This is a genomic window from Streptomyces sp. NPDC088812, assembly GCF_044750285.1.
Taxonomy (GTDB): domain Bacteria; phylum Actinomycetota; class Actinomycetes; order Streptomycetales; family Streptomycetaceae; genus Streptomyces.
The window spans coordinates 216345-239267 of the sequence record NZ_JBIVJP010000008.1 but is presented as its reverse complement, the minus strand read 5'-3'; the positions used below and the strand labels follow the sequence as shown (position 1 = coordinate 239267).

Here is a 22923-nt window from a genome sequence, read left to right as displayed (position 1 = left end):
CACGCGACACCGGACAGGGACGGAACCCCGTCTCCGACCCCGTGCGCGACCCCGTGCGCGACCCCTGGCGGGCCGCGATGCGGCTCGCCCTGGAGGAGGCCGTCCGGGCCGGCCGGGGCGGTGACGTTCCCGTCGGTGCCGTCGTGCTGGCCGCCGACGGCACGACCGTCCTCGCGACCGGCCGCAACGAGCGGGAGGCCGGCGGCGACCCGACGGCCCACGCCGAGGTCCTCGCCCTGCGGCGGGCCGCCGCGCGCGTGGGCGAGTGGCGCCTGACCGGCTGCACCCTCGTCGTCACGCTGGAACCCTGCACGATGTGCGCGGGCGCCCTCGTCCAGTCCCGCGTGGACCGGGTCGTCTACGGCGCCCGCGACGACAAGGCGGGCGCCGCCGGCTCCCTCTGGGACGTCGTCCGCGACCGCCGGCTCAACCACCGGCCCGAAGTGATCGAAGGCGTCCTCGCGGACGCGTGCGCGGGGCTGCTCACCGAGTTCTTCCGCTCCCGCTGAGAAGCGATTTCGAAGCAGTGCCCGCCGTACTGTAAGGTCTCCCTCGGTAGCGTGTCCGAGCGGCCGAAGGAGCTCGCCTCGAAAGCGAGTGTGGCGCAAGTCACCGAGGGTTCAAATCCCTCCGCTACCGCTCGAAGTGAAGGGCTCGGTCCATCGGACCGGGTCCTTCATCGTTTTCGGACGTCATGACGGTTACACTCGCGCCCGGCAACAGGGGGCCCGCAGCACCAGCACGCAACGCCCCGCAGGCAGCACTCACAGGGGAGGCCGCGGTGGCGGTGAACGCAAAGAAGATCGCCGTCTACCTACTCGTGGTCTTCGTGCTCTACGTGATCATCACGGACCCGGCCAAGGCCGCGGACTACGTCCAGATAGGGTTCGAGGGCATATCGGACGCCGCGAAGGCCATCGGCGACTTCTTCACCTGGCTCGCCGACGGGGCGCAGTAGCGGAAGGGGCGGCCGCAACCCTCGCACAACGCTGGGAGTGCCCATGATCCGCCACCTGGTCCTCTTCAAGCTCAACGAGGGCGTCGAGCGCGACGACCCCCGGGTCGTGCAGGGCGAGGCGGCCTTCCGGGCCCTGGGCGACCAGATCGAGGAGCTGCGCTTCTGGGAGCTGGGCTGGAACATCAGCGACCGCCCCATCGCCTACGACTTCGCGATCAACTCGGCGGTCGACGACGCCGACGCCCTGAAGCGGTACCTCGAGCACCCGGCCCACCAGGCGGGCGTCGCCCTGTGGCGCGAGTTCGCCACCTGGGTGGTCGCGGACTACGAGTTCTAGACCGCACCGCACCACGCACACCGCCCGCCCACGCGCCGCCCGCCCAGGGCGCGCACCCGGCGCGCACGTGCCGCCGCCCACCGCCCCCAGGCGCCGCTCAGCGCCCCTCAGGGCGCACCCCGAGCCCTCCACCGGAAACGGCGGGGGGCTTTCGCCTGCCCGCGCCCCTCCGCCCCCACACGCCCCTTCCATCGCTTCATCGCTTCCATCGCTTCTATCACTTCCACCTCTTCCTCCCCTTGGGCCCCTTCCATACCTTCTGCCCCCTTCTCCCCTTGCGCACCTTTCATCCCTTCCGCCCCTTGCTCCCCCTTGCACGCCGCCCATCCCTTCCGCCTCCTCCTCCACCCCCCTCCCGGCGCCCCCACACGCCTCCCCGGCCCCCCTCAACTTGTCCCTCAACACGGACTTATGGGGTGCTTGCACACAGTGCACATGTCTTGTGATGCTATGACCGCTTTTGATGGATGAGTGGGCCGACGACGTTCGATGCAGCCCGACAAAGACCGATGAGGACCGATGAAGAGGTGGCGTTGACCGTGTCGGCCAGTACTGCGCCGCCCCAGGAGGAGGCACCCCCGCCTCCCCCCGTCCCGGAGAAGCGTCGCGGCGCAGACACCCGGGCACTGACCCAGGTGCTCTTCGCCCAGCTCAAGGAGCTCCAGCCGGGCACGCCGGAGCACGACCGGGTGCGCGGGGCGCTCATCGAGGCCAACCTCCCGCTCGTGCGCTACGCGGCCGCCCGCTTCCGCTCCCGCAACGAGCCGATGGAGGACGTCGTCCAGGTCGGCACCATCGGCCTGATCAACGCCATCGACCGCTTCGACCCGGACCGGGGCGTGCAGTTCCCGACGTTCGCGATGCCGACCGTCGTCGGCGAGATCAAGCGGTACTTCCGTGACAACGTCCGCACGGTCCACGTACCGCGCCGGCTGCACGAACTGTGGGTGCAGGTCAACAGCGCGACCGAGGACCTCACCACCTGCTTCGGCCGTACCCCGACCACGGCCGAGATCGCCGAGCGGCTGCGGATCAGCGAGGAGGAGGTGCTCTCCTGTATCGAGGCGGGCCGGTCGTACCACGCCACCTCCCTGGAGGCCGCCCAGGAGGGCGACGGGCTGCCCGGCCTGCTGGACCGCCTCGGCTACGAGGACCCGGCACTGGACGGGGTGGAGCACCGCGACCTGGTACGCCACCTGCTGGTCCAGCTCCCGGAGCGGGAACAGCGGATCCTGCTGCTGCGCTACTACAGCAACCTGACCCAGTCACAGATCAGCGCGGAGCTCGGCGTCTCCCAGATGCACGTCTCACGGCTCCTGGCGCGCAGCTTCCAGCGGCTGCGCTCGGCGAACCGGATCGACGCCTGACCGGCCGGCGGCCGCGGCACGTGCTCCGTCCGGGTGGTGATCCGTAACCGAACGCCGGATCGAGTGATCACCGGTGCGGGCGAATCGCTCACCTCGGCGGATCCCGACAGATCCGTGCTGAAACACCGTCACACCCCCTCTTTCCAGGGCCGATTCATGACCTGGATGTCGACATGTCACTACAGCGTGTTGCCGACATGTGACATTCTGCGGGAAGCGCGTTTGCCGAGGCTTCGGCTCCGGTATTCAGGTGAAGGCTGACCTTCCTCCCCGGAAGAGTCCGCCGCGACCGTCCCGCGACCCAAAGGGGGTGGCATGTCCGCAGACCAGGGCAGCTCGAAGGTGCTCACGCTCACGAAGAGCGAGTCCGCGCCCGTCGAGCCCGTCACGCCCGTCGAGCCCGACCTGCTCGACGACGTCACGGCCCTCGAGGCCGCGCCGGCCCCGGCCCTCCCGGCCACCACGGGGGCCATCGACACCCGCACCCTGTCCCGCTCCCTGTTCCTGCGGCTGGCCGCCCTCGACGAGGACAGCCCCGAGCGTGCCTACGTCCGGGACACGCTCATCGAGCTCAACCTCCCGCTCGTGCGCTACGCCGCGGCCCGGTTCCGCTCGCGCAACGAGCCGATGGAGGACATCGTCCAGGTCGGCACCATCGGCCTGATCAAGGCGATCGACCGCTTCGACTGCGAACGGGGCGTGGAGTTCCCGACGTTCGCGATGCCGACGGTCGTGGGCGAGATCAAGCGGTTCTTCCGCGACACCTCGTGGTCGGTGCGCGTGCCGCGCCGCCTCCAGGAGCTCCGCCTGGCCCTGACGAAGGCCAGCGACGAGCTCTCCCAGAAGCTGGACCGCTCCCCGACGGTCGCCGAACTCGCCGCGGTGCTGGGCGTGTCGGAGGAGGACGTGGTGGACGGCCTGGCCGTCGGCAACGCCTACACGGCCTCGTCCCTGGACTCCCCGGCCCCCGAGGACGACGGCGGCGAGGGCTCCCTGGCCGACCGTCTCGGCTACGAGGACACCGCCCTGGAGGGCGTCGAGTACCGGGAGTCGCTGAAGCCTCTGCTGGCCAAGCTCCCGCCCCGCGAGCGCCGCATCATCATGCTGCGCTTCTTCGCCAACATGACCCAGTCGCAGATCGGCGAGGAGGTCGGCATCTCCCAGATGCACGTCTCCCGGCTGCTGACCCGCACGCTGGCCCAGCTCCGCGAGGGCCTGATCTCCGACTAGACGACGGAACCGCCGTCGACAGCGACGCAACCTCCGCCGGCAGGACACCGAGGAGAAGCCCCGGCGACAGGACGCCGGGGTGAACCTCCGCCGCGGAGCCTGAGGGAGTTTCGCCGAGACGGACGGCACGAAAAAGGGCCGCCGACGCGCCGTACCGGGCGCGCCGGCGGCCTTCGTCGTGCGGTGGGGCGGGGACGTGCCGGTGCGGCGGGGAGGAGAAGCGGCGAGCCCGGCTCGCCGCCGGTGTGCTACTTCAGCGCCAGCCAGGCCACCACCGCCACGACCACCACCGCGACGACGACGCCCACGATCAGACCGGTGCGGGGACCGGCCGACGCGGGGGCCGGGCGGGAGGACTGAGGGGCGCCCTCGTCGACGAACGCGCGGAACATCTGGGTGCTGCCTGCGGGGTCGTGGGTGCCCTGGGGGCCCTGCGTGTTAGCCATGCCCCGAGACACTAGCGAAAACGGCGGGGACGGCCCAAGTGGGGGTCGCCACAGCCCCGTTCCCCACGCCCCGCAGGGGACCGTCCGCTCCACCCCGCCCCACCAGCGCATTTACTCCCGCAATACTTGCCTTTGCCAACTTTTTGCGAGGCTCACCACCGTTTTATTTGCCTGTAGCAACCAAGCTCTTCTATGGTTGCCCTAAGCAACAAAACGTGGGAGGTGTGATGGCCGGGCAGGCGCAGTACGAGCAGTACGAGGAACTGGTGCGCCAGCTCAGCGCCGTCGGGGCCGTGAAGCGAGACCTCGGGCGGATCCTTCCGCCCGACTGCTCGGCAGGCTCGGCGGCGGTGCTGACGCTGCTCGGCCGCCACGGCGACCTCCGTATGAGCGCCCTGTCCGAGCTGCTCTCCGTGGACATGTCGGTGACCAGCCGGCACGCCGCGCACCTCGCGGAGCGGGGCTGGATCGACCGGTCCCCCGACCCGGCGGACAAGCGCTCCCGCATCCTGCGCCTCACCCCCGAGGGCCGGGCGATGCTCCTCGAACTCTCCCGTCGCAGCACCGACCTGCTGGCGGAGCGACTGGGCGACTGGACCGAGGAGGAGGTCGGACAGCTGATCCGGCTGATGACCCGGCTGCGCGCCAGTTTCGGCGACTGCCGCTCGGCCCCGCACCGGGCCCAGCCCCCGCCCCACGTTCCCGTACGCGAATCGACCACCCGTACACCCGCACAAGCTACGTAAGAGAAGGAAGCCCATGGCAACGACCACACCAGCCGGTGTGCGGGCCCACGCCAAGCACGGGGGAGGCTCCTCCGGGCGCTCCGGCGACGCGCCGATGACCCACCGGGAGATCATGGAGGCCCTGTCCGGGCTGCTGCTCGGCATGTTCGTGGCGCTCCTGTCGTCCACGATCGTCTCCAACGCCCTCCCCGAGATCATCGGCGACCTCGGCGGCGGCCAGTCCGCCTACACCTGGGTCGTCACCTCCACCCTGCTGGCGATGACGGCGGCCACCCCCCTGTGGGGCAAGCTCGCCGACCTCTACAACAAGAAGGCGCTCGTCCAGATAGCCCTGGTCATCTACGTCCTGGGCTCGATGGCCGCCGGCCTGTCGCAGAACGCCGGCATGCTGATCGCCTGCCGCGTGGTGCAGGGCATCGGCGTCGGCGGTCTCTCCGCCCTCGCCCAGATCGTGATGGCGGCGATGATCTCCCCGCGCGAGCGCGGCCGTTACTCCGGCTACCTCGGCGCCACGTTCGCGGTCGCGACCGTCGGCGGTCCGCTGCTCGGCGGTGTCATCACCGACACCGAGTGGCTGGGCTGGCGCTGGTGCTTCTACGTCGGCGTGCCCTTCGCCGTCATCGCCCTGATCGTGCTCCAGAAGACCCTGCACCTGCCCGTCGTGAAGCGCGACGTGAAGGTCGACTGGGCCGGCGCGCTCTTCATCTCCGCCGCCGTCTCGCTGCTGCTGCTCTGGGTCACCTTCGCCGGTGACAAGTACGACTGGCTGTCCTGGCAGACGTACACGATGGTGGCCGGCTCGGTCGCGCTCGCCCTGCTCTTCGTGTTCGTCGAGTCCCGGGCGAGCGAGCCGATCATCCCGCTGCGGCTGTTCCGCAACCGGACCATCACCCTGTCGTCGATCGCCTCCCTCTTCGTGGGCGTGGCGATGTTCTCCGGCACGGTCTTCTTCGCCCAGTACTTCCAGCTGGCCCGCGACGAGTCCCCGACCATGTCGGGTGTGCTGACCATCCCGATGATCGGTGGTCTGTTCGTCTCCTCCACGGTCTCCGGGCAGTTCATCACCCGCACCGGAAAGTGGAAGGCCTGGCTGGTCAGCGGCGGTGTGCTCATCACGGCCGGCCTCGGGCTGCTGGGCACCATCCGCTACGACACCGACTACTGGAAGACCGCGGTCTTCATGGCCCTGCTGGGCCTCGGCGTCGGCATGATGATGCAGAACCTGGTGCTCTCCACACAGAACCAGGTGGAACCGAAGGACCTCGGCTCGGCCAGCTCGACCGTCACCTTCTTCCGCTCCCTCGGCGGTGCGATGGGTGTCTCGGCGCTCGGCGCCGTCATGGCCAACCGGATCACCGACTACGCCAAGGACGGCATCGCCGGCCTCGGCCCGGAGTACGCCTCCCTGGCCTCGGGCTCCGGCTCCACCGGGTCCATCCCGGACATGGACGCGCTGCCCGCGCCGCTGCGCACGGTCATGGAGAGCGCGTACGGCCACGGCATCGCGGACGTCTTCCTGATCGCGTCGGTGATGGCGCTGCTCGCCTTCGTCATCACGCTGTTCATCAAGGAGGTCCCGCTGCGGACCGCGGGCGCGATGGCGCAGGCGGCCACGGCCGCCCAGGAGGCCCCGGCCGCCGCCGCGGCGCCGGCCTCCGCCGAAGAGCAGTCCTCCGACCGGTTCGTCGTCGCCTCCGCCACCGAGGCGGGCACCGAAGCGAGTCCCTCGGGCACGCAGCGGCTCGCGGCCGTCGCCACCCTCGACGCGCCCACGGCGTCCACCGGCAACGGCGGCATCCCCGTCCACGGCTTCGTCCGCGGCGCGGAGAACACGCCCGTCCCGCAGGCCGCCGTCACCCTGATCTCCCTCGCGGGGCGGCAGCTCGGCCGGTCGGTCGCGCAGGCCGACGGCTCCTACCTGCTGGACGCGCCGGGCACGGGCTCGTACGTCCTGATCGCCTCCGCCGACGGGTTCCAGCCGCAGGCGTCCACGATCGTGGTGAACGGCGAGCCGGTCGCCTACGACATCCTGCTCAGCGGCACCAGCGGACTCCTCGGTGTGGTGCGGGCGGCGCAGTCGGGCGATCCCGTCAAGGACGCCATGGTCATCGTCACCGATGTGCGCGGCGACCTGCTGGCCACCGGAACCTCCGACGAACAGGGCGCGTTCTCCTTCGCGGAACTGGTGCCGGGTGCCGTGACCGTCGCGGTGAACGCCGCCGGGTTCCGGCCGCGGGCGCTGCCCGTGGAGATCGGCGCGACCGGTGTGACCCGGGTGGAGGCCGTCCTCGACGCGGGCGCGCAGCTCCAGGGCGTCGTCCGGGCACCGCACGGCCCGCTGGCCGACGCCCGGGTCACGCTGGTGGACGCGGCGGGCAACGTGGTCGGCACCGCCACGACCGGCGCGGACGGCGCGTACGCCTTCGCCGACCTCGACGGCGGCGAGTACACCGTCATCGCGACCGGCTACCCGCCGGTGGCCACCGCGCTGACCGTCGCCGGCACCGGCGTCGACGGCCACGACATCCAGCTCGCCCACCCCGGCGAGTGACCGGCCGACAGTACCGGCAGCACTGAACCCCGGCCCGTGCCGGGCGCGCACTGAGCGGAGGCGCGTCCGCCACGGGCCGGTCCTTCTCCTAGGAGTTACCCGAGATGGCACTGACCGCCAGGATCCGCACCCGGGACGGATGGGCCGTGTCGCACGCGGTCGTCACCGTCACCGACATGACGGGCACGCAGGTGCTGCGCGCCGAGGCCGACACGGAGGGCGCCGTCCGCGACACGACGGCCCTGGCGCCGGGCGCGTACGTCGTGATCGTCACGGCCGTGGGCTACGCGCCCGCCGCCTCCAGCGCGCTCGTCACCGCGAGCGGACGCGCCGAGGTCGGCACGGTGACGCTGGCCCGGCAGGGCGGCACCGAACTGCCGCCGCCCGGCGTGTGGACCGTCGACCCGGCCCACTCCACGGTGGGCGCGGTCGCCCAGCACCTGGGCATCTCCAGCGTGCGCGGCCGGTTCACGGAGTTCTCGGCGAGCGTCGAGATCGCCCCCGACGACGTCACCAAGTCCCGGGTGGAGGCGGTCATCGGGGCCGCCTCCATCGACACCGGCAACGGCATGCGCGACACCCACCTGCGTTCCGCCGACTTCCTCGACGTCGAGACGTACCCGGAGATCACCTTCCGTTCGGCGGGGCTGACGGCGGCGGGCCCCGACCGGTGGACCGTCCACGGGGAGCTGGGGATGCGCGGCGTCGTCCGCCCGGTCGACCTGGACCTCGCCTACCTCGGCACCGGCGCCGATCCGTGGGGCGGCGTCCGCGCCGCCTTCCGCGCGACCGCGGAACTGCACCGCGAGGACTTCGCCATGAACTACAACCAGGTCGTCCAGGCGGGCATCGCCGCCATCGGCACGACGCTGAAGGTGGAGCTGGACATCCAGGCGGTGCAGGGGGACGCGCTTCCCCAGGCGTAGGACGGACAGGGTCAGGACCACCGGCCGGCCTCGCGCCTACGCTGGCCCCATGGCACCGAACATCGCGACCAACACCTCCGTCACCCTCGACGAGCTGCTGGACTTCGTCCGCCCCCGCCACCGCGCGATCCTGCTCACCCGGCGGGCCGACGGCAGCCCCCAGGGTTCGCCGCTGACCTGCGGGGTCGACGACTCGGGCCGGATCGTGGTGTCCACGTACCCGGAGCGCGCCAAGACCCGCAACGCCCGTCGGGACGAGCGGGTCAGCGTGATCGTCCTGAGTGACGACTGGAACGGACCGTGGGTGCAGGTCGACGGCACGGCCGAGGTCGTCGACGCGCCGGACTCCGTCGAGCCGCTGGTGGAGTACTACCGCAACATCGCCGGTGAGCACCCGGACTGGGACGAGTACCGGGCGGCGATGCTGAAGCAGGGGAAGTCGCTCCTCCGGATCACGCCGGAGCGGTGGGGCCCGGTGGCGACGGGCGGCTTCCCGGCGCGGCTGGCTCCGCAGGCGTAGGGGCCGCCCGAAGGGCACGGGCGTCGGGGCGCGGGGCACGGGCGTCGGGGCGCGGGGCACGGGCGTCGGGGCGCGGGGCGCGGGCGTCGGGGCGCGGGGCGCACGCGTCGGGGCGCGGGGCGCACGCGTCGGGGCGCGGTGGGGGAACGCGGGCCCCGGGCGGGGTCCGGTCGCCCGTCCCCGCGGCGGCCGAGCGGTCAGCCCCGGTCCACCATCACCTCGATGCCCGCCACCAGCAGGTCGAGGGCGAAGGTGAAGTCCCGGTCCAGCATCTCGGCGACCGTGTCCCCGCCGCGCGCCGCCATGAGGTCCCGGGACTCCGCCACGACCTCGGCGGCCTGCGGGGCCTCGGTCACCGAGGTCATGGCGTGCTGCAGGTACTCGTCCGCGGTCATGCCCGTGTCCGCGACCCGGCCGAAGAAGTGGCCCTCGATCGTGCCGTAGCCGTACACGAACTGGAAGACGGCGGCGATGGCGCTCGTGATGCGGTGCGCGGGCAGGCCGGTGCGGCGGACGACCTGCTGGACCGTGCGGGAGAACGCGAGGGAGTTCGGGCCGACGTTGAGGTAGCGCCCGGCGAGCGGCGACAGCCAGCGGTGGCGCACCAGCAGCGTGCGGTACGCCGTGGCCAGTACGCGCAGCTGGTCGCGCCAGTCCGCGTCCCCGGCCGCCGGGTCGGGCAGCTCCAGCTCGCCGAAGGCCGCGTCCAGGGCGAGTTCGAGGAGGTCGTCCTTGGTGTCGACGTACCAGTAGACGGACATCGCCGTGACGTTCAGCTCGGCCGCCAGCCGCCGCATGGAGAACCTGTCGAGCCCCTCGGCGTCCAGCAGCCGCACGGTGACCTCGGTGATCCGCCGCCGGTCGAGGCCCGACGGCTGCCCGCCCCCGCGGCCACGTCGGCGTGCCCTGTCGTCCAGCCACACGCTGGCCCGCGCGGCCTTGCCGGCAGCAGCCTGCCCCATGGGGCACCTCCTCGGAGTCCGGTGAGTCCGGTCACTGGTGATGATGGTGACGTTGGTGACGATGCTAGGTGTGTTGCCCCCCTACGTCGTTTCACGCGGCCAGGACCTCCGCCTCCGTCCGCTCCGCCCTGCGCAGCAGCCCTGCCGCCACCACCCCGCCCAGCAGCACGGCCACCGCTCCGACCAGCTGACTGGTCACCAGCCCGGAGGAGAAGGCGTCGGTGATCCGCTCCTTCTCCCCGGGCGAGTCCGCCGCGGCGAGCGCCGCGGGCAGCGACGACGCGCCCACCGCGACCAGCGCCGCGAAACGGGAGGTGAGCACGGCCCCGAGGACCGCCACGCCCAGTCCGTTGCCGAACTCGGCGAGGGTGCCGTTGATCCCGGCCCCCACTCCCGCCTTCGCGGGCGGGATGGCGCTCATCACGGCGTGCGCCATCACCGGGTTGGCGATCGCCGCGCCGACGCCGATGAGGACCAGTCCGAGCAGGGTGCCGGCGTAGCCCCGCGCCGCGAGGAGGGCGATCGCCACCAGCCCGCCGGACATCAGCACCATGCCCAGCAGGATCGACGCCGGCGTCCCCAGCCTCGCCGTCCACCGCGCGGACAGACCGGTGAAGTTGAGGGCGACGACCGCCAGCGCCAGCGGCGCGGTACGCAGGCCGGCCTCCAGCGGACCGTAGCCGAGCACGAACTGGAGGTGCTGGGTGAGCAGGAAGAGCGCGCCTCCCATGCCGAAGGTGATGAGGACCGTGCCCGCCACGGCTCCCGTGAACCGGCGGTCCCGGAAGAAGCCGAGGTCGAGCATGGGGTACGGGACCCTGCTCTCCCAGTACGCGAAGAGGGCCAGGGCGAGGAGCGCGACGGCCGCCGTGGCCGTCACCCGGCCCGACGTCCAGCCGTGCTCGGGGCCGGAGATGATCGCGTACACCAGCGCGGTCATGCCGATCGTGGAGAGCAGGGCGCCCGGCAGGTCGGGTCGGTCGCCCCGGGGGTTCCTGGACTCGGGGACCAGGGCCACGACCGCGACCAGGCCGAGGGCCGCGACGGGCAGGTTGATCAGGAAGATCGCGCCCCACCAGAAGTGGTCGAGCACGAAACCGCCGATGAGCGGGCCGGTGGCGAAGCCCAGCGCGTTCACCGCGGACCAGATGCCGATCGCCTTGGGCTGCTCGGCGGGCGTGAAGATCTGCATCGCCACCGCGAGGGTGGTGGTCAGCAGCAGCGCCCCGCCGACGCCCATGCCGGCGCGCGCGGCGATCAGCTGGCCGCTGGTCCCGGCGAGGCCGGCCACCAGCGACCCGGCGCCGAACAGGGCCAGGCCCGTGACCAGCATCTTCTTGCGGCCGTAGCGGTCGGCCGCGCTGCCCGCGGTGAGCAGCAGACCGGACTGCACCAGCGAGTAGGCGTTGATCATCCACTGGACGTCGGAGGTGGCCGCGTCCATCTCGCGGGTCAGCGAGGGGATCGCCACGTTCAGGACGGTGTTGTCGAGCAGCACCGTGAGCTGGGCCAGGCAGATCACCCCTAGGATGAGCCAGCGCCGGGGGTGGCCTTCGGGGGACTCGGCGGTGGGCCGGGGGGAGGGGTGGGGAGAGGGACGGGGGGAGGGAGGGGAAGCGGGCATGCTGTACACCGTAGAGGGAGTCCTATACGGCGTACAGCGCTTATCGCCGGCCTTGCCCGACGGAAAGCGGCCGCGCCCGACGGAAAGCGGACGCGCCCGACGGACCGCGCCCGACGGAAAGGGCGGTGGCCCGGGGTAGAGACCCCGGGCCACCGCCCGTCTGCGAACCGTTGTCCCGTGCGTGCGTCAGTCACTCGCCTTCTGCGTGAGGTCGTAGAAGGTGGCCGAACCGACCGTGACCTGCTTGAAGTTGGCCTCGACCCACTCGGTGATCTGCGACGAGGTGCCGTCACCGCTGCCGCCCATGCCGCCGCCCGAGCCGCTGCTGACGAAGTAGTGGATCTTGCCGTCGGCGACGTACTGCTTGAACTGCGCCAGCGTCGGGGACGGGTCGGTGCCGTTGAAGCCGCCGATCGCCATCACCGGCTCGCCGGTGGCCAGCTGGTAGCTCGCCGCGTTCTGGGCGCCGATCGCCGCCGCGGCCCAGGTGTACTGGTCGGAGTCGGCCTCCAGCAGCTTCTTCGCCTCGTCGGTGACCGTGGCGCCGTTGATCAGGCCGCCCATGCCACCACCGCCGCCCATGCCACCGCCCTCGCCGGTCTGGCCGCCGGGGAAGCCGTTGCCCTGCTGGCCCTGGCCCTGGCCCTGGCCCTGCTGGTTCTGGGTGTTGCCGTTGCCGTTCTGCTGGTTCTGGCCGGGCATACCGCCGCCGGGGAAGCCACCGCCGTTCTGGCCCTGGCCCTGGCCGTTGCCGTTCTGGCCCTGACCCTGACCCTGCTGGCCGGGCATACCGCCGCCCATGCCGCCACCGCCGCCGGGACCGCCGCCCCGTCCGCCGCCCATCATCGACGCGCCCGACGGGCCGGCCGTCGGGATCGAGCCGGTGTGCGCGGAGTTCACGGTGCTCAGCGTGTACGCCGTCGGTCCGGCGAGCGCCGCGACCACGCTCACGGCCGCCGCCGCGAGGGCCAGCTGCCGGGACAGCCGCCCCACGAAGACCAGGCCGAGCGCGCCGGCCAGGCCGCCGATCAGGACCAGCCACTTCAGCCAGGGCAGGTAGTCGGAGGTGCGGTTGAGCAGCACGTATCCCCAGACCGCGGCCGCCACGGAGGCGGCGGCGAGGGTGATCGACGCCCAGAGCTCGGACCGCTTCTCCCACAGGATGCCGGCGCCCATGCCGATCACGGCCGCCAGGTAGGGGGCGAGGGCGATCGTGTAGTACTGGTGGAAGATGCCCGCCATGTAGCTGAAGACCACCGTGGTGATCAGCAGCGAGCCGCCCCAGACCAGGAACGCGCCCCGGGTCGCCGAGGTCCGCTTCGCCCGGCGGGTCGCCACCAGGCCCGCGACCAGCAGGATCAGCGCGGCCGGCAGCAGCCAGGAGATCTGGCCGCCGATCTCGGAGTTGAACATCCGGTCCCAGCCGGTCTCGCCCCACTGGCCGGTGCCGCCGCCGGCACCGCCACCACCGCCAACACTGCCGGTCTCCTCGCCGTTCAGGCGGCCGAGACCGTTGTAGCCGAAGGTCAGTTCCAGGAAGGAGTTGTTCTGCGAGCCGCCGATGTACGGGCGGGAGGAGGCGGGCCACAGCTCGACGATCGCCACCCACCAGCCGCCGGAGACGACCAGCGCCCCGGTGGCCACGGCCAGCTGTCCGAAACGCTTCTTCAGCGGCACCGGCGCGCAGACCGCGTACACGACGGCCAGCGGCGGCAGGATCAGGAAGGCCTGGAGCGTCTTGGCGAGGAAGGCGAAGCCGATCGCGACACCCGCCCACACCAGCCACCTGGTGCGGCCGTCCTCCACGGCACGGGTCACGAAGTAGCAGGCCACGGCCATCAGCAGGGCCAGCATCGCGTCCGGGTTGTTGAACCGGAACATCAGCGCGGCGACGGGGGTGAGCGCGAGCACCGCGCCCGCGATCAGACCGGCGGCCGGGCTGAACCGGCGGCGCACGCCCGCGTAGACGACGGCGACCGTGCCGACGCCCATCAGGACCTCGGGAACGAGGATCGCCCACGAGTTCAGGCCGAAGACCTTCACCGACAGCGCCATCGGCCACAGCGAGGCCGGGGGCTTGTCGACGGTGATGGCGTTGGCCGCGTCCAGCGAGCCGAAGAACAACGCCTTCCAGGACTGGCTGCCGGCCTGGACGGCCGCCGAGTAGAAGGAGTTGGCGTAGCCGGAGGCGCTGAGGTTGTAGAGGTAGAGGACGAAGGTGGCGAGCAGCAGGCCGAGGAAGGCCGGGCGCACCCAGCGCGGGTCCTCGGGACGGCCGCGCCACAGCCGGCGCGCCAGGGGCTGCTTCGCCTCCCCCGCCTCGGGGGTGGGGCCGGCCGGATCAGCCGGGGCAGCCGGGTCGGTCAGGTCAGCCGGGTCGGCCGGGTGAGCCGGGTGAGCCGGATCAGCCGGGTGAGCCGGATCAGCCGGGTGAGCCGGGTCAGCCGTGTGGGCCGGATCGGACGGGTCAGCCGGATCGTGCCCCGCGGGGGTCACGGTCTCCGGTCGGCTCCAGGAGTCCGGCCGGTCGAGGTCGGTGGTCATCGGGCGTCCCTCGGATCGGTGTCGTGGGGGCGCACCGGCTGCAACTGCATGGTGGCGTCCCTCCAGGTGCCGTCCGCGGCTTCGCCGACGCGGAACTGGGTGGTGTCGTGCGGTCCGTAGGCGCCCTGGGCCGTGCCGTGGCCCGGCGCCATCGGGGGCTGCGGGGCGCCGCCGGCCGGGTACGCCGTCGGCACCGGGACGGAGGAGGCGACGACGTGCGTCGGCCGGCTCTCGCCCTCCCGGCGGTCGGAGAAGACCCACACCCGGAAGAGCAGGAAGCGCAGCACGGTCGCCGCGAGGTTGGCGGCGATCAGAACGGCCAGTTCGGTGGAGTGCGCCGGGTCGGAGGTCGCCGCGTTGAGGGCGACGAGCGAGCCGCTGGTCAGCGCGAGGCCGATGCCGAAGACGACCAGGCCCTGGGCCTGGTGGCGGGCGGCGCCGGCGCGTCCGCGCACCCCGAAGGTGAGCCGGCGGTTGGCCGCCGTGTTGGCGATCGCGGAGACGAGCAGCGCGAGCGCGTTGGCGAGCTGGGAACCGGCGAACTGCCGGAAGCCGCTGTAGAGCAGCAGGTAGAAGAGGGTGGACAGGCCACCGACGACACAGAACCCGACGAGCTGCCGGGCCAGTCCCTTGGGTACGTCCATGATCTCGCGGTCGCGGGGGTCGTCACCGAACGGCCTGGTCAGCCGGTCCAGCGGCAGGGAGCCGGTGGCCAGTGCCCGGCCCACGCGCCATACCCCCTTCAGATCGTCGGTCGCCGTCTTCACGATGTGCACCGTGGAGTTCGGGTCGTCGACCCAGTCGACCGGCACCTCGTGGATACGGAGACCGGCACGCTCGGCGAGGACCAGCATCTCAGTGTCGAAGAACCAGCCGGTGTCTTCCACCAGGGGGAGCAGGATCTGCGCGACGTCCCGGCGGATCGCCTTGAACCCGCACTGCGCGTCGGAGAAGCGCGCCTGGAGCGAGCCGCGCAGGATCAGGTTGTACGAGCGGGAGATAAACTCGCGCTTGGCGCCGCGCACCACGCGGGAGCTGCGGGACAGCCGCGAGCCGATCGCCAGGTCGGAGTGGCCGGAGATCAGCGGCGCCACCAGCGGCAGCAGCGCGTTGAGATCGGTGGACAGGTCCACGTCCATGTACGCGAGGATCGGGGCGTCCGAGGCGGACCAGACGGTCCGCAGCGCACGGCCGCGGCCCTTCTGCTCCAGCCGGAAGGACCTCACCTCGGGGATGCGCGACTCCAGCAGCCGCGCCACGTCGGGGGTGGTGTCGGTCGACGCGTTGTCCGCGATGGTGATGCGGAACGGGTACGGGAACGTCCGCGCCAGGTGGTCGTGCAGTCTGAGGACGCACGGCTGGAGGTCCTTCTCCTCGTTGTAGACGGGGATCACTACGTCCAGGACAGGCGTACCGGCTGCGTCGGCCGGGAGGTGCTCCCGCGCCGGCAGGGTGCCGGGAGAAGAGTCGGTTCGCATGTCAACGACCTTCGTCAAGTGCCCTGTTGCACCCATGTGGTGGCACTGTGGTGTACCTGTGAGTCAAGTTGCCAGTTCGTTTCGGCGGCCGGCTGGGGAACGGGCGGGGCAAGTGCGGGCAAATAGACGGTGAACACGGTCTGTCCGGGCACGCTGTCCACGGTGACGGCACCGCCGTGCGCCGTCGCGACGGCCTGCACGATGGCCAGGCCGAGGCCGGTCGAGCCGGTGGAGCGGGAGCGCGCCGAGTCGCCGCGGGCGAAGCGTTCGAAGACGTGCGGGAGCAGGTCCGGCGGGATGCCCTGGCCGTTGTCCTGGACGTCCACGCAGAGCCACGGGCCGCGCCGCTGCACGCGTGCGGTGACGGTCGTGCCGGGCGGGGTGTGCGTGCGGGCGTTGGCGAGCAGGTTGACGAGGACCTGTTGCAGGCGGGCGGCGTCGGCGGAGACGAGGGCCGGCTCGTCGGGCAGGTCCAGCCGCCAGACGTGGTCCCGGCCGGCGGCACGGGCGTCGCTGATGGTGTCCACGACCAGTGGGATCAGGTCGGTCTGCTCGAACTGCAACGGGCGGCCCGCGTCGAGGCGGGCGAGCAGCAGGAGGTCCTCGACGAGCAGGGTCATCCGGCCGGCCTCGGACTCGATCCGGCCGAGGGCGTGCCGGGTGTCCGGCCCGACCTGTTCCCGGCCGCGCCGGGTGAGCTCGGCGTACCCGCGGATGGACGCGAGGGGGGTGCGCAGCTCGTGGCTGGCGTCGGCGACGAACTGCCGGACCCGCATCTCGCTCTGCTGGCGGGCGTGCAGGGCGCCGTGGACGTGGTCGAGCATCCGGTTGAGCGCGGCGCCGACCTGGCCGACCTCGGTGTGCGGGTCGGTCTCGGACTCCGGGACGCGTTCGCTGAGGTGGACCTCGCCGGTGTGCAGGGGCAGCTCGGAGACGCGGGTGGCGGTGGAGGCGACCTTGCGCAGCGGGCGGGTGGCCACGCTGACGAGGACGAAGCCGGCGATGGCGGCGGCGACCAGACCGGCCGCCGTGACGCACACCTCGGCGACGATGAGGGTGGTGATGGTGTTGTCGGCTTCGTCGGTCGGGATGCCGACGTAGTAGTCGCCGTTGTTGCCCTGGACGAAGCGGACCCGGTAGTCGCCGAGACCGGGGATCTCGACGGTGTGTTCCTTCTCGTCCTGGGCGACCGTGCCGAGCGCCTTGATCTGCGTCTCGGTGAGGGCCTTGTCGTTCAGCCGCGGGATGTTCTGGTCGTCGTTGGACTTCTCGCCGATCTTGGCGTCGGTGATCGATCCGTTGTCGACCTTGGCCGCGAGGGTGCCGCTCGGCTGCGGGGCGCGGGTGACGAAGTCGGCGAGGTCGGTCGCCTTGGCCTGCTCGGGCACCGTGGTGCCGTTGCCGTCCTTGCCGCCGCCCTTCTGCTCCCCGTCCAGCCCGACCGGTCCGCCGGAGACCCGCATGGCGGCCTCGCGCAGCGAGTTGTCCAGCTGCTCGTACAGGTGGGACCGGAGCGCGAGGGTGGTCACGGTGCCGATCACCGCGCACACGACCGCGATGAGGGCCACGGACGCGACGACGAGCCGGGTCCGCAGGGTGCGCGGCTGTCCCGCTCGTCGCTTCTGCGGACGCGGCCGTCGTCGCCCGCTCATGACGTCGCGGGCTTGATGAGGTAACCGGCGCCGCGCCGGGTGTGGATCATCGGTTCGCGCCCCGCGTCGATCTTGCGCCGCAGGTACGAGATGTAGAGCTCGACCACATTGGCCTGGCCACCGAAGTCGTACGACCACACACGGTCGAGGATCTGGGCCTTGCTGAGCACGCGCCGCGGGTTGCGCATCAGGAAGCGCAGCAGCTCGAACTCGGTGGCGGTGAGGTGGATGTTCACCCCGGCGCGCGAGACCTCGTGGCTGTCCTCGTCAAGGGTGAGGTCCCCGACGACCAGCACGGAGTCGGAGCGGCGGTCGGCGGCGCCGGAGCGCCGGATGAGCCCGCGCAGCCGGGCCACGACCTCTTCCAGGCTGAACGGTTTGGTGACGTAGTCGTCACCGCCGGCGGTCAGACCCGCGATCCGGTCCTCGACCGCGTCCTTGGCGGTCAGGAACAGCACCGGGACGTCCGGCAGCTCGCGCCGCAGCCGGCCGAGGACGGTCAGCCCGTCCATGTCGGGCAGCATCATGTCCAGGACGACGGCGTCGGGGCGGAACTCGCGCGCGGTCTGGATGGCGCCCGTGCCGTCCCCCGCACTGCGGATCTGCCATCCCTCATAACGGAGGGCCATGGACAGCAGCTCGGTGATCGACAGTTCGTCGTCCACCACAAGCACCCGGACGGGGCTCCCGTCCGGCCTCAGCAGTTCGGTGCGCCCCTGGGGCGAGGTCGTGGTCATGGAGGACACCATGTCGCCGTCCTCTGAGAGCACGCTTTTTGCTGTCTGTGATTTTCCTGAGAAACACACAGGCAGCTCTTAGGAAAGACCTAACAAGGACTCTTTTTGTTCATCTATCGACCGCTTTGCCCACCCCTTCCCGGGGGTCGGATGTCCTGATTACTCGATCGAAGTCCTTAAAAAAAGCTGTCACCGGACCTGCCCGCTCTCATCTGCGCCGGGTCCACGCCGGGTCAGAACAGCCCGTCCTGGAGCCGCCGCCCCTCCCCCCTGAGCTGCCGCAGGGGCAGGGACCGGGGCAGGGACCGGGGCAGCCGTGGTGCCCCCTCACCGCCGTCGGGCGTCACCGGCACCAGCTCCCACCCCCTCATCAACCGGGTGTCGAGCACGACGACTCCCCGTGCGGTCACCAGGTGCAGATCCGGTCCGGCGGCCGCCACCAGTTCCCCGTCGACCGCGGCCCCGGCGAGGAGCTCAGTCACCTCCGCGACGGCGGGCGGGGCCCCGGCGAGCCCGAAGGCGCGGACGTGGTCGACGGCCCGGAAGGGCTCCCGGACGAGCGTCTCCGGCCAGCCGGCCAGCGCGACGGCCCGCGCGTGCAGCTCCGACGTCTCGGCGGCCCGTTCCGCCTCGCCCTCCGGCAACGCCGCCCGCACCGCCCGCTTCTCGGCGTACGGGATCCGGTCGGGCACGCCCAGGGCGGCCCGCAGCAGCTCCTCGGTACGCCGGGCGGCCATCAGCGGGCCCGTGCCGAGCCAGCTGAAGCAGACGGCTCCCTGCTCCAGCAGCCGGGCCGTCCCCCGTTCGACCGCCGTGATCCCGACCTTGACCAGGCCGGGCCCGAACCATGCGAGGTACACGCGATACGGCCGGGGGTCGTCGGCGATCCCGTCGGCGGCGACGGAGTGCGCCCGGTCCAGCCGCGCGCACTCCTCGCACCGAGCCCCCGCGCTCCTCCCCGGCACGACCGCCCGCACCGGACACGGGTGCCCCCGAGCCCCCACACATCCGCGCACACCCCCCTCCACGACCCCGAAGGCCACTCGCTTCCCCCAGGACAGCGGGCTGCGACGCCCGCCGTCCCACATCAGCACGGGCCCCTGCGCCGACCACCGCAGCCCCGTGCACCTCCACACCCGTGCCATCACCCACCACGGTAGGCCCCACCACCGACAACGCCTCCTCCCTCCGGCGCCCCCGCACCCCTCGCCCCTCGCGACGCCGCACACCCGGCGGCGTGCCCCGTCCCGCCGGGCGGAGTGCCCACGAGGTCCGGAGAACTCAGCCCCCCGGTCCCGGGCCCCGCGCCCACGAAGGCACCGAAGACGGCCGCCCCACCGCCCTCACCCTCTTGACCGACCGCCCCGGGGGAAACCGCTCCCCCCACCGTCCGGCCACCCGGGCGGCAGCCATGGCCGACTCCTTCCCGGAGAAGGACGTCCCCCGGCGGCCGACGACGCCGACAGCGGACCGGCAGGACCACCAGGCGCCTCAACAGGAGGTTCCGCCGGAGACCGGAGCGATCCCCGGCGCCACACCAGCCCCTCCCTCAACACCTTTCTCACACAGTTTCTGTCCATTCCGTTGACAGCTTGCACACCCGCTCCTAGGGTCACACGCCACGCCAACTCCCCGACTGCGTGACGGTATTTCGAACGGTTGAAAGGCGAGTGCCCTGCGCATCACCGGAAAGAGCACACGTGTGTCCGCGACGCGGTTATGCAGCCTGACGTACGTACAGGCGCACACCGGCGGAGGGACCGCACGAGCCGGCGAGCCCCGGGTGCCCGGCCGTACCGGCGCCGACGCCCGCACCGGCGCCGACGCACCGATCGGCGCTCCGTGGAACACCCCTGAGCACCGGCTCGAGCGACGGGTCCGCCGACCTGACCCCCCATCACCTCGGCACCGCGGGACCGCCGGCCGGATCCGCCGCGGCACACCGCTCCAGCCGACGGACGACCCGTCCAGATCACACGGCACCCGGCCGTAAGGAACCCCTACGGCACCTGCCCCCGCACACCGCCCGGGAACGAGCACGGCACGCCCGCCGCACGCCCCCTGCTCACCACCCCGCCCCGGCCCGCTCCATCGCGCACCACCGCTCGGCACCGGTCTGATACGCCGTCATCCTCTCAACGACGAGAAGAACCAGGAACGATCATCATGCGCAACCGAAGAGCTGCCCTCGCCGCCCTCGCGGGAGCCACGTCCCTAGCCCTCACCTTGTCCGCCTGCGGCAGCCAGGACGTCGGGGCGAGCCCCGAGGGCGGCACCATCGGCATCGCCATGCCGACCCAGGCCTCCGAGCGCTGGATCATCGACGGCAAGAGCGTCGTCGACGATGTGAAGGGCAAGGGGTACCAGGCCAAGCTCGTCTACGGCGAGGACGACCCGGCGACGCAGGTCTCGCAGATCGAGAACCTGATCAAGCAGGGCGTCGACGCACTGATCATCGCCGCCATCGACAACAAGTCGCTGAACGACGTGCTCGAGCAGGCCGCCGCCGCGGACATCCCGGTGATCTCCTACGACCGGCTCATCCTCGGCACCGAGAACGTCGACTACTACGTCTCCTTCGACAACGAGCAGGTCGGTCGGCTCCAGGCCCGCTACATCATCGACCAGCTCGGCCTGGAGGACGGCAAGGGCCCGTTCAACATCGAGCTGTTCGCCGGCTCCAGCGACGACAACAACACCAAGTACTTCTTCGACGGCGCGATGCACCTGCTGCAGCCGTACCTGGACAGCGACCAGTTGGTCGTCCGGTCCGGCCAGACCGCGCTCGACGAGGTCACCACCCTGCGCTGGGACGGGACCACCGCTCAGAAGCGCATGACGAGCATCCTCTCCGAGTCGTACGGGAGCAGACAGGTCGACGCGGTCCTCTCGCCGTACGACGGCATGTCCCTCGGCATCCTGTCCGCGCTGAAGTCGGACGGCTACGGCTCCGGCGACAAGCCCCTCCCGATCGTCACCGGGCAGGACGCCGAACTGGCCTCGGTGAAGTCGATCAAGGCGGACCAGCAGGCGCAGACCGTCTTCAAGGACCCCCGACTGCTCGCCGAGGTCGCCGCGGACATGGCCGACGACATCCTCAACGACAAGACGCCGAAGATCAACAACCGCAGGGCCTACAACAACGGCGTCAAGGCCGTCCCCGCCTACCTGCTCCAGCCGACGAGCGTCGACAAGACCAACTACGACTACGTCCTGGTCGCGGGGGGCTACTACACGGACGCCGACCTCAAGTAGCCGCACGCCCGACCGGGGCGGAACCCCGGTGCACGCTCCCGGCGGTCAGCCCGCTGACGGCGCCCGCACGACGGCTCCCGTCAGCGGCTGACGGACCCGGACGATCACGCCCGGCCACCGGCCCCCAGGTGCACCCACCGGTCACCTGCTGTAGGTACGACCATGCGCGAAGGTGGCACAGCTCATCTCCGCCACCCGCAGATCGCCATGCCGATGGAGATCCACGCGGAGGCGAGCGAGGAGGAGGTGCGCGCCGCTCTCGGCAAGCTGTACCACCGCCGCGGAAGGGGGCGGGATCGGTTGACCGGAGCCCGTTGCCGTACTTCGCTGCCGTACGCCCCTGAAACGCAAGAGGCCCCGGATCTCTCCGGGGCCTCTCACCTGTGTGCACTCGGCAGGATTCGAACCTGCAACCTTCTGATCCGTAGTCAGATGCTCTATCCGTTAAGCTACGAGTGCTTGTCATTCTTCTTTTTTTGTCTTTCCGCTCCCGGCCCTTCCGGCCCGCTCGCGGCGACAGGAAGAACATTACATGACTGCCGCCGTCATGTGAAATCCGATTCCCACACCCGTTGTGACCTGCGAAAATGCCCACCAGGGGGGTCCCCGGAGGGTTCCGGCGGGGCAACGACGAAGCCCCGGTCGAGAGGACCGGGGCTTCGGGTGAGGCGGAGGCGGAGGGATTTGAACCCTCGATGGGCTTTAAGGCCCAAACCGCATTAGCAGTGCGGCGCCATAGACCGGACTAGGCGACGCCTCCAGCACATCCCCTCGCGTGTGTGCGAGTGGTGCGTGCAGATGATGACACAGTCGAGCGTCGTGTCACCAATCGGCCTCTACGGTACTAGGCAGTCGGGCCGCAGGGCAAAGACTTAGCGGGGCGGAACGTCGTCGTGGCCGAGGCGTTAGTCAGGGCATGTTGCCCGTCGCACTCGACACCGCGGTCCAGGTCACGCCGTTCCGTCGGCTCGGCCTCACCCTCGCCGCCGTTTCCGTCCTCCTCGGCTCCCTGGCCGTCGGCCCCGGGCCGGCCGTGGCGCACGCGTCGCCGGGGGAAGGTGATCACCTCACGGTCACCGTGAAGGGAGCGGGGCGGGGGCTGGACGGCACGTTCGAGGTGTACTGCCGCCCGGACCGCGGAAGCCACCCGGACGCGCCCGGGGCGTGCCGGGCGGTGGACCGGAACACACGGTGGGGCAAGGACGCCTTCGCGCCGGTGCCGGACGGCAGCATGTGCACCATGCAGTACGGCGGGCCGGCCACCGCACGTGTCACCGGGCGGTGGGCCGGGCGGAGCGTCGACGCGACGTACGACCGCCGCGACGGGTGCGAGATCGAGCGGTGGGACCGGTTCGTGCCGCTGCTGCCGGACGCGGGACCGGCCGTCGCGCGGTGAGCACGGTGAGGGTGAGGGCCCGTCCACGGGCCCAGGGGGTCGGGTGTCCGGCGGGTCATGGGCTCCGGCCCGCCCGCCCGGTCCCGGCGGTGAGCGGCGGCCTTGACTGCGTCCGTCACCGCGTCCGTCACCGCGTCCGTCGGCGCGTCCGTCGGCGCGTCCGTGACCGCGTCCGCCGCTCGCACAGCTCGCTC

The 22923-nt window shown here is 71.5% G+C and carries 19 protein-coding genes and 3 tRNA genes; 12 read left to right on the top strand and 10 right to left on the bottom strand.

Annotation, left to right across the window (positions count from 1 at the left end; genetic code table 11):
- Positions 1-77 precede the first annotated feature (77 nt).
- The 6 genes from tadA to ACIP67_RS16650 all read left to right on the top strand — a co-directional run bounded on the left by tadA (position 78) and on the right by ACIP67_RS16650 (position 3892).
- Positions 78-509, top strand: a complete 432-nt coding sequence (gene tadA, locus ACIP67_RS16675) for a tRNA adenosine(34) deaminase TadA (protein ID WP_401692523.1) — start codon at positions 78-80, stop codon at positions 507-509.
- Between the two features lie 45 nt (positions 510-554).
- Positions 555-639: transfer RNA gene (locus ACIP67_RS16670), tRNA-Ser, on the top strand.
- A gap of 142 nt (positions 640-781) precedes the next feature.
- Positions 782-958, top strand: coding sequence for a hypothetical protein (locus ACIP67_RS16665; protein ID WP_385076999.1), 177 nt, complete (start codon positions 782-784; stop codon positions 956-958).
- Positions 959-1001: 43 nt separating this feature from the next.
- Positions 1002-1295, top strand: a complete 294-nt coding sequence (locus ACIP67_RS16660) for a Dabb family protein (RefSeq protein ID WP_401692398.1) — start codon at positions 1002-1004, stop codon at positions 1293-1295.
- A gap of 509 nt (positions 1296-1804) precedes the next feature.
- Positions 1805-2662, top strand: a complete 858-nt coding sequence (locus ACIP67_RS16655) for an RNA polymerase sigma factor SigF (RefSeq protein ID WP_401692397.1) — start codon at positions 1805-1807, stop codon at positions 2660-2662.
- A gap of 315 nt (positions 2663-2977) precedes the next feature.
- Positions 2978-3892: an RNA polymerase sigma factor SigF gene (locus ACIP67_RS16650; RefSeq protein WP_401692395.1), complete on the top strand. Its 915-nt coding sequence runs from the start codon at positions 2978-2980 to the stop codon at positions 3890-3892.
- Between the two features lie 248 nt (positions 3893-4140).
- On the opposite strand, the gene ACIP67_RS16645 is transcribed toward ACIP67_RS16650, so the two are convergent.
- Entirely contained in the window at positions 4141-4338 is a 198-nt protein-coding gene (locus ACIP67_RS16645; protein WP_401692394.1) for a hypothetical protein, read from the bottom strand.
- A gap of 227 nt (positions 4339-4565) precedes the next feature.
- Between ACIP67_RS16645 and ACIP67_RS16640 the strand changes: the two genes are divergently transcribed.
- From ACIP67_RS16640 to ACIP67_RS16625, 4 genes are all read left to right on the top strand, one after another.
- Positions 4566-5084: a MarR family winged helix-turn-helix transcriptional regulator gene (locus tag ACIP67_RS16640; RefSeq protein WP_401692521.1), complete on the top strand. Its 519-nt coding sequence runs from the start codon at positions 4566-4568 to the stop codon at positions 5082-5084.
- 13 nt (positions 5085-5097) lie between these two features.
- Complete coding sequence (locus ACIP67_RS16635; protein WP_401692392.1) at positions 5098-7635, top strand: MFS transporter; 2538 nt, start codon at positions 5098-5100, stop codon at positions 7633-7635.
- Positions 7636-7739: 104 nt separating this feature from the next.
- Positions 7740-8561 (top strand): YceI family protein, encoded by an 822-nt coding sequence (locus tag ACIP67_RS16630; protein WP_401692391.1) that lies wholly within the window; start codon positions 7740-7742, stop codon positions 8559-8561.
- Positions 8562-8610: 49 nt separating this feature from the next.
- Positions 8611-9081: a PPOX class F420-dependent oxidoreductase gene (locus ACIP67_RS16625; protein WP_401692390.1), complete on the top strand. Its 471-nt coding sequence runs from the start codon at positions 8611-8613 to the stop codon at positions 9079-9081.
- 197 nt (positions 9082-9278) lie between these two features.
- Here ACIP67_RS16625 and ACIP67_RS16620 read toward each other — a convergent pair whose 3' ends face one another.
- The 7 genes from ACIP67_RS16620 to ACIP67_RS16590 form a co-directional block, all read right to left on the bottom strand.
- Complete coding sequence (locus ACIP67_RS16620; RefSeq protein ID WP_401692389.1) at positions 9279-10043, bottom strand: TetR/AcrR family transcriptional regulator; 765 nt, start codon at positions 10041-10043, stop codon at positions 9279-9281.
- 91 nt (positions 10044-10134) lie between these two features.
- Positions 10135-11667: an MFS transporter gene (locus ACIP67_RS16615; RefSeq protein ID WP_401692388.1), complete on the bottom strand. Its 1533-nt coding sequence runs from the start codon at positions 11665-11667 to the stop codon at positions 10135-10137.
- A gap of 186 nt (positions 11668-11853) precedes the next feature.
- Positions 11854-14211, bottom strand: coding sequence for an ArnT family glycosyltransferase (locus tag ACIP67_RS16610; protein ID WP_401692387.1), 2358 nt, complete (start codon positions 14209-14211; stop codon positions 11854-11856).
- Positions 14208-15689: a glycosyltransferase gene (locus ACIP67_RS16605; protein WP_401692385.1), complete on the bottom strand. Its 1482-nt coding sequence runs from the start codon at positions 15687-15689 to the stop codon at positions 14208-14210. Before ACIP67_RS16605 ends, ACIP67_RS16610 begins: the two co-directional genes overlap by 4 nt.
- A gap of 14 nt (positions 15690-15703) precedes the next feature.
- Positions 15704-17341, bottom strand: coding sequence for an ATP-binding protein (locus tag ACIP67_RS16600; protein ID WP_401692384.1), 1638 nt, complete (start codon positions 17339-17341; stop codon positions 15704-15706).
- A complete protein-coding gene (locus tag ACIP67_RS16595; RefSeq protein WP_401692383.1) occupies positions 17338-18078 on the bottom strand; it encodes a response regulator transcription factor in 741 nt (246 codons plus the stop codon). The genes ACIP67_RS16600 and ACIP67_RS16595 overlap by 4 nt, the downstream gene beginning before the upstream one ends.
- Positions 18079-18311: 233 nt before the next feature.
- On the bottom strand, positions 18312-19223 hold the full coding sequence (locus tag ACIP67_RS16590; protein WP_401692382.1) for a DUF2797 domain-containing protein: 912 nt from the start codon (positions 19221-19223) through the stop codon (positions 18312-18314).
- A gap of 1021 nt (positions 19224-20244) precedes the next feature.
- Between ACIP67_RS16590 and chvE the strand changes: the two genes are divergently transcribed.
- Positions 20245-21333 carry a multiple monosaccharide ABC transporter substrate-binding protein gene (chvE, locus tag ACIP67_RS16585; protein ID WP_401692381.1) on the top strand — a complete coding sequence of 363 codons (1089 nt, stop codon included), beginning with the start codon at positions 20245-20247 and terminating at the stop codon, positions 21331-21333.
- Positions 21334-21719: 386 nt separating this feature from the next.
- On the opposite strand, the gene ACIP67_RS16580 is transcribed toward chvE, so the two are convergent.
- Both ACIP67_RS16580 and ACIP67_RS16575 read right to left on the bottom strand, forming a co-directional pair.
- Positions 21720-21792, bottom strand: a tRNA-Arg gene (locus ACIP67_RS16580).
- A gap of 210 nt (positions 21793-22002) precedes the next feature.
- Positions 22003-22093 (bottom strand) — tRNA-Ser (locus ACIP67_RS16575).
- A gap of 156 nt (positions 22094-22249) precedes the next feature.
- Here ACIP67_RS16575 and ACIP67_RS16570 point away from each other — a divergent pair.
- Positions 22250-22729: an SSI family serine proteinase inhibitor gene (locus tag ACIP67_RS16570; protein ID WP_401692380.1), complete on the top strand. Its 480-nt coding sequence runs from the start codon at positions 22250-22252 to the stop codon at positions 22727-22729.
- The last annotated feature ends 194 nt before the right edge of the window (positions 22730-22923 follow it).